Origin of the sequence: Pseudomonas sp. URMO17WK12:I11, assembly GCF_007677725.1 — a bacterium.
In the GTDB taxonomy this organism is placed as follows: Bacteria; Pseudomonadota; Gammaproteobacteria; order Pseudomonadales; family Pseudomonadaceae; genus Aquipseudomonas.
Window position 1 is genome coordinate 410,474 of record NZ_VEDF01000004.1, and the last position, 13,072, is coordinate 423,545.

At 61.2% G+C, this 13,072-nt stretch carries 12 protein-coding genes; 9 read left to right on the plus strand and 3 right to left on the minus strand.

Annotation, left to right across the window (positions count from 1 at the left end):
- The first annotated feature begins 143 nt into the window (after positions 1-143).
- The 3 genes from aat (at position 144) to infA (ending at position 1,907) form a co-directional block, all read left to right on the plus strand.
- On the plus strand, positions 144-824 hold the full coding sequence (aat, locus tag FS665_RS10645; RefSeq protein ID WP_145187392.1) for a leucyl/phenylalanyl-tRNA--protein transferase: 681 nt from the start codon (positions 144-146) through the stop codon (positions 822-824).
- Positions 825-879: 55 nt separating this feature from the next.
- A complete protein-coding gene (locus FS665_RS10650; protein WP_145187395.1) occupies positions 880-1,587 on the plus strand; it encodes an arginyltransferase in 708 nt (235 codons plus the stop codon).
- 101 nt (positions 1,588-1,688) lie between these two features.
- On the plus strand, positions 1,689-1,907 hold the full coding sequence (gene infA, locus FS665_RS10655; protein ID WP_002553999.1) for a translation initiation factor IF-1: 219 nt from the start codon (positions 1,689-1,691) through the stop codon (positions 1,905-1,907).
- A gap of 85 nt (positions 1,908-1,992) precedes the next feature.
- Here the strand turns inward: infA and clpA are convergent, their stop codons facing one another.
- Together clpA and clpS are read right to left on the minus strand one after the other, a co-directional pair.
- A complete protein-coding gene (gene clpA, locus FS665_RS10660; protein ID WP_145187398.1) occupies positions 1,993-4,263 on the minus strand; it encodes an ATP-dependent Clp protease ATP-binding subunit ClpA in 2,271 nt (756 codons plus the stop codon).
- A 30-nt stretch (positions 4,264-4,293) separates the two neighbouring features.
- Positions 4,294-4,656, minus strand: coding sequence for an ATP-dependent Clp protease adapter ClpS (gene clpS / locus FS665_RS10665; RefSeq protein ID WP_003251220.1), 363 nt, complete (start codon positions 4,654-4,656; stop codon positions 4,294-4,296).
- A 231-nt stretch (positions 4,657-4,887) separates the two neighbouring features.
- On the opposite strand from clpS, the gene cspD reads away from it, so the two are divergent.
- Positions 4,888-5,148 (plus strand): cold shock domain-containing protein CspD, encoded by a 261-nt coding sequence (cspD, locus tag FS665_RS10670; protein ID WP_145187401.1) that lies wholly within the window; start codon positions 4,888-4,890, stop codon positions 5,146-5,148.
- Between the two features lie 67 nt (positions 5,149-5,215).
- Here cspD and icd read toward each other — a convergent pair whose 3' ends face one another.
- Entirely contained in the window at positions 5,216-6,472 is a 1,257-nt protein-coding gene (gene icd / locus FS665_RS10675) for an NADP-dependent isocitrate dehydrogenase (RefSeq protein ID WP_145187404.1), read from the minus strand.
- A 424-nt stretch (positions 6,473-6,896) separates the two neighbouring features.
- Between icd and FS665_RS10680 the strand changes: the two genes are divergently transcribed.
- From FS665_RS10680 to purB, 5 genes are all read left to right on the plus strand, one after another.
- Positions 6,897-9,122, plus strand: coding sequence for an NADP-dependent isocitrate dehydrogenase (locus FS665_RS10680; RefSeq protein WP_145187408.1), 2,226 nt, complete (start codon positions 6,897-6,899; stop codon positions 9,120-9,122).
- A gap of 155 nt (positions 9,123-9,277) precedes the next feature.
- On the plus strand, positions 9,278-9,718 hold the full coding sequence (locus tag FS665_RS10685) for an NUDIX hydrolase (RefSeq protein WP_145187411.1): 441 nt from the start codon (positions 9,278-9,280) through the stop codon (positions 9,716-9,718).
- Between the two features lie 60 nt (positions 9,719-9,778).
- Positions 9,779-10,903 carry a tRNA 2-thiouridine(34) synthase MnmA gene (mnmA, locus tag FS665_RS10690; RefSeq protein ID WP_145187414.1) on the plus strand — a complete coding sequence of 375 codons (1,125 nt, stop codon included), beginning with the start codon at positions 9,779-9,781 and terminating at the stop codon, positions 10,901-10,903.
- Positions 10,900-11,523, plus strand: coding sequence for a high frequency lysogenization protein HflD (hflD, locus tag FS665_RS10695; protein ID WP_145187417.1), 624 nt, complete (start codon positions 10,900-10,902; stop codon positions 11,521-11,523). Before mnmA ends, hflD begins: the two co-directional genes overlap by 4 nt.
- 104 nt (positions 11,524-11,627) lie before the next feature.
- Complete coding sequence (gene purB / locus FS665_RS10700) at positions 11,628-12,998, plus strand: adenylosuccinate lyase (protein WP_145187420.1); 1,371 nt, start codon at positions 11,628-11,630, stop codon at positions 12,996-12,998.
- Positions 12,999-13,072 lie beyond the last annotated feature (74 nt).

Genomic DNA, 13,072 nt, shown 5'->3' on the forward strand with positions numbered 1-13,072 from the left:
CGCCGATGGTGCCAGGGGCTTGATGAATGTGTAGGAAATTGCCCAATTTGCTGCCAGCCCATGGCCCATGCCTCTGCCAGCATTGACCCCACCCACCCTGCACGCCATGCTGAGCACTCCCCTCCCCTAGCGCACCATAGACCATGCTCACCTGGCTGACCCGCGATTCGCTGACCTTCCCGCCTCTGGAAAAGGCCCTGCACGACCCCAACGGCCTGCTTGCTGCTGGCGGCGATTTGAGCCCTGAGCGCCTGGAGCAGGCTTATCGTCATGGCTGCTTTCCCTGGTACCAGGATGGCCAGCCGATCCTATGGTGGTCGCCGGACCCGCGTACCGTGCTGGTGCCCGATGAGCTGCACGTTTCACGGTCGTTGGCCAAACTGATGCGCCAAGGCCGCTACCAGGTGAGCTTCGACACAGACTTTGCAGCGGTCATCGATGCCTGCGCAGCACCTCGCGATTATGCCGACGGCACCTGGATCACCGACACCATGCGCGACGCTTACTGCGAACTGCATCGGCGCGGCATCGCACATTCGGTCGAGGTGCGCGAAAACGGCACCCTGGTCGGCGGCTTGTACGGTCTGGCGATCGGCCAGCTGTTCTTCGGTGAGTCGATGTTCAGTCGCGCTGACAATGCCTCGAAGGTCGGCTTCGTGACGCTGGTCGAGCACCTGCGCCAGGCCGGCTTTGTGCTGATCGACTGCCAGATGCCAACCAACCACCTGCACAGCCTCGGCGCCCGCGCGATCAGCCGCGCTCGCTTCGCCGAGTACTTGGCTGCCCACCTTGACCAGCCCAGCAGCGCTAGCTGGGTTCGCTAGGCGAGTTCTGCCAGCTGGCATACACTTAAGGCAACGTCTCACCAAGGGGTCGATCATGACAGAGCTGGCGCGGTTGAAGTTCTATGCCACTCAGCCCCATTCCTGCAGCTACCTGCCGGACGAGCAGGCCACTACGCTGTTTCTCGATCCCAGCCAGCCAATGGACGTGCATGTGTATGCCGACCTTTCGGAAATGGGCTTTCGCCGCAGCGGCGATCATCTCTATCGCCCGCATTGCCAAAACTGCAATGCCTGCGTGCCGGCGCGCATCCCGGCGGCGCGGTTCATCCCCAACCGCCAACAGCGGCGCATTCTCAAGCGCAACGCCGACCTGACCGTCACGGCAGCGCGCCCGGCATTCACCGAAGAATACTTCGATCTCTACCGGCGCTACATCGAAACTCGGCACGCCGATGGCGACATGTACCCGCCAAGCCGCGATCAATTTTCCACCTTTCTGGTGCGCGACTTGCCGTTCTGCTGGTTCTACGAGTTTCGCTTCAACGGCCGCCTGCTGGCGATCGCGGTGTGCGACTTGCTCCCCAACGGATTATCAGCGGTGTACACCTTCTACGAACCCGACGAAGAGCGGCGCAGCCTGGGGCGCTATGCCATTCTCTGGCAGATCACCGAGGCCCTGCGCTTGGACCTGGAGGCGGTGTACCTGGGCTACTGGATCAAGAACTGCAAGAAAATGAACTACAAGACGCAGTATCGGCCTATCGAGTTGTTGATAAACCAGCGCTGGGTGACCCTGAACTGAAAGCATTGGCTTGACACACAGTTTTCCGGCATAATCCACGCCACTTTTTTGCCCGGTGCGGTTATGCGTCGGGCCAACACTGGATCCGAGGGCTCTACTGCATGTCGAAAGAAGACAGCTTCGAAATGGAAGGCACTGTCGTCGACACCCTGCCCAACACCATGTTCCGCGTGGAGTTGGAAAATGGGCACGTCGTAACCGCGCACATCTCCGGAAAGATGCGCAAGAACTACATCCGTATTCTCACTGGCGACAAGGTCCGCGTTGAATTGACGCCCTACGACCTGAGCAAAGGCCGCATCACCTACCGCGCGCGCTAAGCTTCAGCCATGAAAAAGCCCGGCAAATGCCGGGCTTTTTTGTGCCTGTGAAGCTATCGGGGGCTGCATAGCGCGCCCCCGACGACTACGCCACCTCGGCCGTGGTCTCGAAGTCGAACACCAGTTCGCCATCGCGCAGGTCGACGTGTACCACGCCGCCATGCTCGGCCAGCTCGCCAAACAGGATTTCCTCGGCCAATGGCCGTTTGATCTTGTCCTGGATGAGCCGACCCATCGGCCGTGCACCCATCTGCACATCGTAACCCGACGCTGCCAGCCAGCCGCGCGCAGCATCGCTGACTTCCAGAAGCACACGCTTGTCTTCCAACTGCGCCTGCAGCTCGATGAGGAACTTGTCGACGATACTTTTGATCGTCTCGTGGCTCAGGCGGCCGAACTGGATGATGGTGTCCAGGCGGTTGCGGAACTCCGGCGTGAAGCTCTTGCGAATGACTTCCATGGCATCGGAGGCATGATCCTGATGGGTGAAGCCGATCGACGCCCGCGCAGCGGTTTCAGCGCCGGCGTTGGTGGTCATGATCAAAATCACGTTACGGAAATCAGCCTTGCGCCCGTTGTTGTCGGTCAGGGTCCCATGGTCCATCACCTGCAGCAGCAGGTTGAACACTTCAGGGTGAGCCTTCTCGATTTCATCGAGCAGCAGCACGCAGTGCGGTTGCTTGGTGATGGCCTCGGTCAACAATCCCCCCTGGTCGAAACCGACATAGCCAGGCGGCGCACCGATCAAGCGCGACACGGTATGGCGTTCCATGTACTCGGACATGTCGAAGCGCACCAGTTCCACACCCAGCGCCTTGGCCAACTGCCGGGCTGCCTCGGTCTTGCCGACGCCGGTCGGGCCTGCAAAGAGGAACGACCCCACCGGCTTGTCCGGTGATTTGAGGCCCGCGCGGGACAGCTTGATCGCAGTCGCCAGCGAGTCGATCGCCGCATCCTGGCCAAACACCGTCAGCTTGAGGTCGCGCTCGAGGTTGCGCAGCAGCTCCTTGTCGGAGCTGGTGACATGCTTGGGTGGAATACGCGCGATCTTCGCGACGATGTCTTCAACCTGCGGCACATCGATACGCTTGACGCGATTGGCTTCAGGCTGCAGGCGCTGATAGGCACCTGCTTCGTCGATCACATCAATGGCCTTGTCTGGCATGTGCCGGTCATTGATGTACCGAGAGGCAAGCTCAGCAGCGGCGCGCAGGGCTTCGTCGCTGTACTCGATGTTATGGTGGCTTTCAAAGCGACCCTTCAGCCCGCGCAGGATACCGACAGTGTCTTCAACTGACGGCTCACTGACATCGACCTTCTGGAAGCGCCGCGCCAGCGCGCGGTCTTTTTCGAAGATGCCGCGGAACTCCTGGAACGTGGTCGAGCCAATGCAGCGTATTTCGCCAGACGACAGCAGCGGTTTGAGCAGATTGGAAGCGTCCATCACCCCGCCCGATGCCGCGCCTGCGCCGATGATGGTGTGGATTTCATCGATGAACAGAATGGCCTGCGGGCGCTTGCGCAGCTCGCCAAGCAGCGCCTTGAAGCGCTTCTCGAAATCGCCGCGGTATTTGGTGCCGGCCAACAGCGCGCCCAGGTCAAGGGAATACACCACGCTCTGGGCCAGCAGATCAGGCACTTGACCGTCGACGATACGCTTGGCCAGACCCTCGGCGATGGCAGTCTTGCCGACACCGGCCTCCCCGACCAGCAGCGGGTTGTTCTTGCGGCGCCGCGCGAGGATCTGCGCCACGCGCTCGACCTCCTGCTCACGGCCGACCAACGGATCGATGCGGCCGGCGCGTGCCAGTTCGTTCAGGTTGCTGGCGTAAGCGTCCAAGGGGTTGCTCGAGGAAGAAGTCTCGCCACCTTCTTCGTCCTGCATTTCCTGATCGCTCTCGGCATTGGAGCCGTGACCGGGCACCTTCGAGATGCCGTGGGCGATGTAGTTGACCACATCGATACGGGCCACGCTTTGCTGCTTGAGCAGGAAAACCGCCTGGCTTTCCTGCTCGCTGAAGATCGCCACCAGCACATTGGCGCCGGTGACTTCGCGCTTGCCGGAGCTCTGCACGTGGAAAACGGCACGCTGCAGCACCCGCTGGAAGCCCAGGGTGGGCTGGGTTTCGCGGTCTTCGTCGTTGACAGGGATCAGCGGCGTGGTGGAGTCGATGAACTCTTGCAGGTCGTGCTTGAGTTTGTCGAGATTAGCGCCACAGGCGCGCAGAACGGTCGCGGCAGCCTCATTGTCCAGGAGTGCCAACAGCAGATGTTCGACGGTCATGAATTCATGACGCTTCGAACGGGCCTCCTTGAAGGCAAGATTGAGGGTGACTTCGAGCTCGCGGTTTAACATAGCTTCACCTCATACCCAAGTGGTCGGCGATTAACCGTCCTTCTCGATTTCACAGAGTAGCGGATGCTGGCTTTCCCTGGCGTATTGGTTGACCTGCATGGCCTTCGTTTCGGCGATGTCACGGGTAAACAATCCGCACACTGCCCGCCCCTCGGTATGGACGGTCAGCATGATCTTGGTCGCCAGCTCGCGGTTCAGACTGAAGAACGTTTCGAGCACTTCGACGACGAAATCCATCGGCGTGTAGTCATCGTTGAATAAAACCACCTTGTACATCGGTGGCGCCTGCAGGATCGGCTTGGCTTCCTGTACCGCAAGCCCTGAGCCGTCGTCCTCATTCGATTGCGGGCGATCCTGATTGAATGTTAGTCGAATCTCGCTGGGTGCATGCATGGAAAGAATTTCATCATGAGCGACAGGTTAAGGTTGTGGGTTGACTGCATACGCGGCCGCTGGCGCACGCGCCACCTGACCTTGACTATCGGCAAAACGGTGTTACAACCAATAAGAACCCACCGTGGGCGATAAAGATCCGCGCAGTCAACCAGATTTTTTCGCATGGTTCGTATGCGGATGACGTGGATGATACTCCAGTGATGGAGTCCTTTGCAGAGGGACATAGGGATGGCAAGCGGTAAAGTCAAGTGGTTCAACAATGCCAAGGGCTATGGATTCGTCAACGAAGAGGGCAAATCCGAAGACCTGTTCGCCCACTACTCGGCGGTTCAAATGGACGGATACAAGACGCTCAAAGCCGGTCAGAGCGTGATCTTCGATCTGGTCCAGGGGCCCAAGGGCATGCACGCGGTGAACATCAGGGACGCCGCCACGGTCGCCGCCGCCAGTGCCGTTGGCCACTCCGAAGGCGAAGCCGTGCAAGCCTGATCGCGCCCTCTCTGCCGGGTGTCGAACGACCGGCCGCCTGTCTAGCCAAGCGGCCGGTTTCGTCTGCCTACATGTGCTTGATTATTTCCTCGCCAAAGCCGGAACTGCTCACCAATTGCGCGCCTTCCATCAGGCGTTCGAAATCATATGTCACAGTTTTAGCGGCAATCGCGCCGTTGGTTCCTTTGATGATCAGGTCGGCTGCCTCTGTCCAGCCCATGTGACGCAGCATCATTTCCGCCGACAGGATGACCGAGCCCGGGTTGACCTTGTCCTGCCCGGCGTATTTGGGCGCGGTGCCGTGAGTGGCTTCGAACATGGCCACGGTATCCGACAAGTTGGCGCCTGGCGCGATGCCGATCCCGCCCACTTCTGCCGCCAGGGCGTCGGAGAGGTAATCACCATTGAGGTTGAGCGTCGCGATCACGTCGTACTCGGCCGGGCGCAGCAGGATCTGCTGGAGCATGGCATCGGCAATGGCGTCCTTCACCACCACTTCACGGCCGCTCTTGGGATTGCTGAACGTCATCCATGGCCCGCCGTCGAGCAACTGCGCGCCGAATTCATCACGCGCCACTTCGTAGCCCCAGTCCTTGAAGGCGCCTTCGGTGAATTTCATGATGTTGCCCTTGTGCACCAAGGTCAGCGACTCGCGGTCGTTGTCGACCACGTACTGCAGGGCCTTGCGCACCAGGCGCTTGGTGCCCTCGCGCGACACGGGCTTGACGCCGATGCCGCAGTCCTGGTCGAAGCGGATCTTGGTAACGCCCATTTCTTCCTTGAGAAACTTGATGACTTTGTCAGCTTCCGGCGAGCCTGCCTTCCATTCGATGCCGGCGTAGATATCCTCGGAGTTTTCGCGAAAGATCACCATGTCCACATCGCCCGGGCGCTTGACCGGGCTTGGCACACCTTCGAACCAGAGCACCGGGCGCAGGCATACGTACAGGTCCAGTTGCTGACGCAGGGCCACGTTCAGCGAGCGTATACCGCCGCCTACCGGCGTGGTCAGGGGCCCTTTGATCGAAACCACGTACTCCTTGACTGCATCCAGGGTTTCCTGGGGCAACCAGGTATCCTGGTCGTACACCCGGGTCGCTTTCTCGCCGGCATAGACCTCCATCCAGGCGATCTTGCGCTTGCCGGCGTAAGCCTTGTGAACGGCGGCATCGACCACCTTGATCATCACTGGCGAAACATCGACGCCGATGCCGTCACCTTCTATATAGGGAATGATCGGGTTGTCAGGCACGTTGAGCGAATGGTCGGCATTGACGGTGATCTTCGCCCCGTCGGTCGGCACCTGGATTTTCTGGTATCCCATGCTTGCACTACTCCGCTGTCGGATGTGATTGGACATCATGCGATCCAATGAGCCTAAACCACATCCGCCCACCTGCAAGCGCTGCGGCAATACACCACATTGCGGCTACGTCTTTGGTCTTATAAATGGCGCCGATGTCACTTCGCCTTGCTGAATTGCCTGATGGGTTTGATATACTGCGCCGCGACCGAAGGGTCATCGGGGCGAATCCCAGGAAATGCGGACCGCCCTCGGCCATCAAGGCACGACGCCTGGCCACCCAGCCTGGGCTGTTACCGCAGCTCGGCACTTGACGCTCGACTGATGCATCCACCATCACAGCTCGCAGCCTCTCGACTTTCCGCTCATGGCATTGCCAGGGCGATGCGCCTACCCTGCGCACCACGAGACTCGAGCACGCTCAGCACACAGAGAGTTAACCCGCATGCCCACCCGTTCCAAGATCATCTATACCTTCACCGACGAAGCCCCTGCCCTCGCCACCTACTCGCTGCTGCCGATCATCGAGGCGTTCACCGCTTCGGCTGACATCGCCGTCGAAACTCGCGACATCTCCCTGGCTGGCCGTATCCTTGCCGCCTTCCCGGAGCAACTGGGCGCTGAGAAGCAAGTAGGCGATCACCTGGCGGAACTGGGTCAGCTGGCTACCACCCCTGAAGCCAACATCATCAAGCTGCCGAACATCAGCGCCTCGGTGCCGCAGCTCAAGGCCGCGATCAAGGAACTGCAAGGCAAGGGCTTCAACATCCCTGATTACGCCGACGAGCCGTCCACCGAAGCCGAGAAAGAATCGCGCTCCCGCTATGACCGCATCAAGGGTTCGGCCGTGAACCCGGTACTGCGGGAAGGCAACTCCGACCGCCGTGCGCCGCTGTCGGTCAAGAACTACGCCCGCAAACACCCGCACAAAATGGGCGCCTGGGCAGCCGACTCCAAATCCCACGTTGCCCACATGAGCAGCGGCGACTTCTACGGCAGCGAAAAAGCTGCCCTGATCGAGGCCGACGACAGCCTGCGCATCGAGCTGGTCGGCAACGATGGCACCACCACCGTGCTCAAGGCCAAGACCGCGGTCAAGGCCGCTGAAATCGTCGATTGCGCCACCATGAGTCGCAAAGCGCTGAAGGCCTTCATCGGCGAGCAGATCGCCGACGCCAAGGCGTCCGGCGTGCTGCTGTCGGTACACTTGAAAGCTACCATGATGAAGGTTTCCGACCCGATCATGTTCGGCGTCATCGTCGAAGCCTTCTACGACGCCGTGCTGGCCAAGCACGCCGCCGCGCTGGCCGAAGTCGGCTTCAACGCCAACAACGGCATCGGTGACCTGTACGCCCGCATCAAGGACCTGCCAGCCGACAAGCAGGCCGAGATCGAAGCCGACATCCAGGCCCTGTACGCCGAGCGTCCAGCCCTGGCGATGGTCAACTCCGACAAGGGCATCACCAACCTGCACGTGCCAAGCGACGTCATCGTCGACGCCTCGATGCCGGCGATGATCCGTGATTCGGGCAAGATGTGGAACAGCGCTGGCGAACTGCAGGATGCCAAGGCGATCATCCCGGATCGCTGCTACGCCGGCATCTACCAGGCCACCATCGAAGACTGCAAGGCCAATGGTGCCTTCGATCCGACCACCATGGGCAGCGTGCCGAACGTTGGCCTGATGGCGCAGAAGGCCGAAGAGTACGGCTCCCACGACAAGACCTTCCAGATCCAGGCCGACGGCGTGGTCCGCGTGGTCGATGGCAAAGGCAAGGTCGTGCTCGAGCAGCAGGTCGAAGCCGGTGACATCTTCCGCATGTGCCAGACCAAAGACGCCCCGATCCAGGACTGGGTCAAGCTGGCAGTCAACCGTGCTCGCCTGAGCGACACGCCGGCCGTGTTCTGGCTGGACCCAGCCCGCGCCCATGACGGCGTGATGATCGAGAAGGTGCAGAAGTACCTCAAGGATCACGACACCAGCGGTCTGGATATCCGTGTCCTGGCGCCGGTCGAGGCCATCAAGTTCTCCCTGGCCCGTATCCGCGAAGGCAAGGACACCATCTCGGTGACCGGCAACGTGCTGCGCGACTACCTCACCGACCTGTTCCCGATCATGGAGCTGGGTACCAGCGCCAAGATGCTGTCGATCGTGCCACTGATGAACGGCGGCGGGCTGTTCGAGACCGGTGCTGGTGGTTCGGCGCCCAAGCACGTGCAGCAGCTGGTGGAAGAGAACTTCCTGCGCTGGGATTCGCTGGGTGAGTTCCTCGCCCTGGCAGCTTCCCTGGAGCACTTGGGCAACACCTATGACAACCCGCGCGCCAAGGTCCTGGCCAATACCCTGGATCAGGCTACCGGCAAGTTCCTCGACACCAACAAGTCGCCATCGCGCAAAGTCGGTGGTATCGACAACCGCGGCAGCCACTTCTACCTGACCCTGTACTGGGCCCAGGCCCTGGCTGCACAAACTGACGATGCCGCCCTGCAGGCGCGCTTCGCCCCACTGGCCAAGACCCTGAGCGAGAACGAGGACACCATCGTCGCCGAGCTCAACGCGGTCCAGGGCAAGCCGGCCGATATCGGTGGCTACTACGCCCCGGATGCCGAGCTGACCGCCAAGGTGATGCGCCCAAGCCAGACCCTCAACAGTGCCATCGCTGCGCTGTAAGGCTCGCTTGAAGTAACCGCCCAGACCCCGGCCACGCACCGGGGTTTGTGCTTTTTCAAGCGGCAACTTTCAAGCGGCACGCTACAAGTGAAGGCGCTCCGGCTGCAGCTGGATCCGACTACTTGCAGCTTGCAGCCAATCAGGAGCGATCTACCGTGTCTTGGCATCCGCACATTACCGTCGCCACTATTGTGGAGGACGAAGGCAAATTTCTCTTCGTCGAAGAATTCAAAGCTGGCCAGCATGTGTTCAACCAGCCCGCTGGCCACCTCGAACCCAACGAAACCATTGCCCAAGCCGCATTGCGTGAGACCCTCGAAGAAACAGCCTGGGAAGTGCAGCTCAGCGGTGTGGTCGGCATCTATTTGTATACCGCTCCGAGCAACGGCGTGACCTACCAGCGCATCTGCTTCGCCGCACGGCCGGTACGTCACCACCACGACCTCGCGCTGGACAGCGACATCGTCCGCGCCGTCTGGCTGACCCGCGAAGAACTGCTGGCAGACCCTGCCCGCTGGCGCAGCGAGCTGGTGCCGCGCTGTCTGGACGATTACCTCAACGGCCCGCTGCACAGCCTCGACCTGCTGCGCGACTGACGCGGCGCTGCGGGTTTGATAGACTCGGCGCTTTTCCCCCTTAGATACACACCGGTAACCATGACCAGCCCAGCACTCAAAGACCCCGCCAAGACCCGCGTCATCGTCGGCATGTCCGGCGGCGTGGACTCTTCCGTCTCCGCCCTCTTGCTCATCGAGCAGGGCTACCAGGTGGAAGGGCTGTTCATGAAGAACTGGGAAGAAGACGACGGCACCGAATATTGCACCGCCCGCGAAGACCTGGCCGATGCCCAGGCTGTCTGTGACCGCATCGGCATCAAGCTGCACACCGCCAACTTCGCCGCCGAGTACTGGGACAATGTGTTCGAGCACTTCCTTGAAGAATACAAGGCAGGTCGCACGCCGAACCCGGACATCCTGTGCAATCGGGAGATCAAGTTCAAAGCCTTTCTCGACTATGCCCTGTCCTTGGGCGCCGACTTGATCGCTACCGGCCATTACGTTCGCCGCCGCGATACCGGCACGCTCACCGAGTTGCTCAAGGGCCTGGACCCGAACAAGGACCAGAGCTACTTCCTGCATGCCGTTGGCGGTGCCGAAATCGCCCGCACGCTGTTCCCGGTCGGTGAACTGGAAAAGCCCGAAGTGCGCGCCATTGCCGAAAAACACGGCTTGGCCACTGCCAAGAAAAAGGATTCCACCGGCATCTGCTTCATTGGCGAGCGGCGTTTCAGCGATTTTCTCAAGCAATACCTGCCCGCCCAGCCCGGCGACATCGAAACCACTGAAGGTGAAGTGATCGGCCGCCATCATGGCCTGATGTACCACACCATTGGCCAGCGCCAAGGCCTGGGCATCGGCGGGCTCAAGGATGCCAGCGACGAGCCTTGGTATGTGCTGCACAAGGACCTGACCCGCAATGTGCTGGTGGTGGGCCAGGGCAACGAGCACCCATGGTTGTTCTCCCGCGCCCTGCTCGCCTCGGAAATCTTTTGGGTCAACCCCATCGACCTGAGCCGCCCGCGCCAGCTGACGGCCAAGGTTCGGTATCGCCAGGGCGATCAGTCCTGCACCTTGGAGCGTACCGAAACCGGCTACCGCGCCGTCTTCGATGAACCGCAGCGCGCGGTGACCCCGGGCCAGTCGGTGGTGTTCTATGACGGCGAAGTGTGCCTGGGTGGCGGTGTGATCGAAACCGCAGAGCCATGGAGCCCGCGCGCATGAGCACGCTGCAGGAGCAACTGACTGCCCTTGGCGGCGTCTTCCAAGCCGCGGTACTGGTCGATCGCATCGCCCGCACCGGGCAGGCCAGCGAGGCGGACATAGGCTGCATGCTCGGCAGCCTGCTGGTGCGCGACCCCAAGGACACGCTGGAGGTGTTTGGCGGCGACGACCTCAACCTGCGCGATGGCTACCGCGCCCTGGTCGGCGCCCTGGAGCGCGATCCGAGCAGCCTGCAGCGTGAACCTCTGCGTTATGCCCTGTCGATGCTGGGCTTGGAGCGCCAGTTGCACAAACGCGGCGACCTGCTCGACACCATCGGTAATCGCCTGCCACAGATCCAGTCCCAGGCCGATCATTTCGGCCTGGTGCACGAGAACGTCATCGCATCGGCCGGCGGGCTGTACCAGGATACCTTGAGTACGCTGCGCCAACGTATTCAGGTTCACGGCGACATGCGTTTTCTCCAGCAGCCGAGCAATGCTTCAAAGATCCGCGCCCTGCTCCTGGCCGGTATCCGCGCCGCCCGCCTGTGGCGTCAACTGGGCGGACATCGCTGGCAGCTGGTGTTCAGCCGCCGCAAGCTGCTCAACGAGCTTTATGACATGATGCGTCAGGGCTGAGGCAAGCGACGAGCTGCAAGCTTGCAGCTTGAGCCTCCCCCTCCCAGCCAGTTTTTCATGTATGATATGCGCCCTCCAAAAGCCTGACTGTCCGAGAACACCCCATGCAGCTTTCTTCGCTCACTGCGGTTTCCCCTGTAGACGGCCGTTACGCCGGCAAAACCCAGGCCTTGCGCCCCATTTTCAGCGAATTCGGCCTGATCCGATTCCGCGCCCTGGTGGAGGTGCGCTGGTTGCAGCGTCTGGCCGCGCACCCGCAGATCGGCGAAGTGCCGGCGTTCTCCGCCGAAGCCAACGCCGTGCTGGACAGCCTGGCCAACGACTTCAAGCTTGAGCACGCCGAACGCGTCAAGGAAATCGAGCGCACCACCAACCACGACGTCAAGGCCATCGAGTACCTGCTCAAAGAGCAGGCCGCTCAACTGCCAGAACTGGCCAAGGTGAGCGAATTCATCCACTTCGCCTGCACCAGCGAAGACATCAACAACCTCTCTCACGCCCTGATGCTGCGCGCCGGCCGTGATGACGTGCTGCTGCCGCTGATGCGCCAGATTGCCGAGGCCATCCGCGCCCTGGCCCACGCTCACGCCGACGTGCCAATGCTGTCGCGCACCCACGGTCAGCCGGCTTCACCGACCACCTTGGGCAAAGAGCTGGCCAACGTGGTGTACCGCCTGGAGCGTCAGATCGCCCAAGTCGCCGCCGTGCCGCTGCTGGGCAAGATCAACGGCGCCGTGGGCAACTACAACGCCCACCTGTCCGCCTATTCGCAGATCGACTGGGAGCAGAACGCCCGCGCCTTCATCGAAGACGAGCTGGGCCTGCAGTTCAACCCCTACACCACACAGATCGAGCCGCACGATTACATTGCCGAGCTGTTCGACGCGATCGCCCGTTTCAACACCATTCTCATCGACTTCGACCGTGACGTCTGGGGTTACATTTCGCTGGGCTACTTCAAGCAGAAGACCGTGGCGGGTGAAATCGGCTCTTCGACCATGCCGCACAAGGTCAACCCGATCGACTTCGAAAACTCCGAAGGCAACCTGGGGATCGCCAACGCGCTGTTCCAGCACTTGGCCAGCAAACTGCCGATCTCGCGCTGGCAGCGCGACCTGACCGACTCTACGGTCTTGCGCAACCTCGGCGTGGGCTTTGCTCACAGCGTCATCGCCTACGAAGCCAGCCTCAAGGGGATTGGCAAGCTTGAAGTCAACCAGGCGCGCATCGCCGCCGACCTGGACGCCTGCTGGGAGGTGCTCGCCGAGCCGATCCAGACCGTCATGCGTCGCTTCAACATCGAGAACCCGTACGAGAAGCTCAAGGAGCTGACCCGCGGCAAAGGCATCACGCCCGAGGCACTGTTGACCTTCATCGATGGCCTCGAGATGCCCGCCGAGGCCAAGGCTGAATTGAAGTTGCTGACTCCCGCTACCTACATCGGTAATGCGGCAGCGCAGGCCAAGCGCGTCTAAGCGCAGCGCCTCGCTCAACGCCCGGCCTAGCCGGGCGTTTTTATTCCCGGACAAAAATTACGTTTTATCAATAG

Bases quoted from the DNA above. Each gene is read 5' to 3' on its own strand.
- clpA (WP_145187398.1), bottom strand. From the start codon at position 4,263: ATGTTAAACCGCGAGCTCGAAGTCACCCTCAATCTTGCCTTCAAGGAG.
- cspD (WP_145187401.1), top strand. From the start codon at position 4,888: ATGGCAAGCGGTAAAGTCAAGTGGTTCAACAATGCCAAGGGCTATGGA.
- purB (WP_145187420.1), top strand. From the start codon at position 11,628: ATGCAGCTTTCTTCGCTCACTGCGGTTTCCCCTGTAGACGGCCGTTAC.
- FS665_RS10650 (WP_145187395.1), top strand. From the start codon at position 880: ATGACAGAGCTGGCGCGGTTGAAGTTCTATGCCACTCAGCCCCATTCC.
- clpS (WP_003251220.1), bottom strand. From the start codon at position 4,656: ATGCATGCACCCAGCGAGATTCGACTAACATTCAATCAGGATCGCCCG.
- infA (WP_002553999.1), top strand. From the start codon at position 1,689: ATGTCGAAAGAAGACAGCTTCGAAATGGAAGGCACTGTCGTCGACACC.
- FS665_RS10680 (WP_145187408.1), top strand. From the start codon at position 6,897: ATGCCCACCCGTTCCAAGATCATCTATACCTTCACCGACGAAGCCCCT.
- icd (WP_145187404.1), bottom strand. From the start codon at position 6,472: ATGGGATACCAGAAAATCCAGGTGCCGACCGACGGGGCGAAGATCACC.
- hflD (WP_145187417.1), top strand. From the start codon at position 10,900: ATGAGCACGCTGCAGGAGCAACTGACTGCCCTTGGCGGCGTCTTCCAA.
- aat (WP_145187392.1), top strand. From the start codon at position 144: ATGCTCACCTGGCTGACCCGCGATTCGCTGACCTTCCCGCCTCTGGAA.
- mnmA (WP_145187414.1), top strand. From the start codon at position 9,779: ATGACCAGCCCAGCACTCAAAGACCCCGCCAAGACCCGCGTCATCGTC.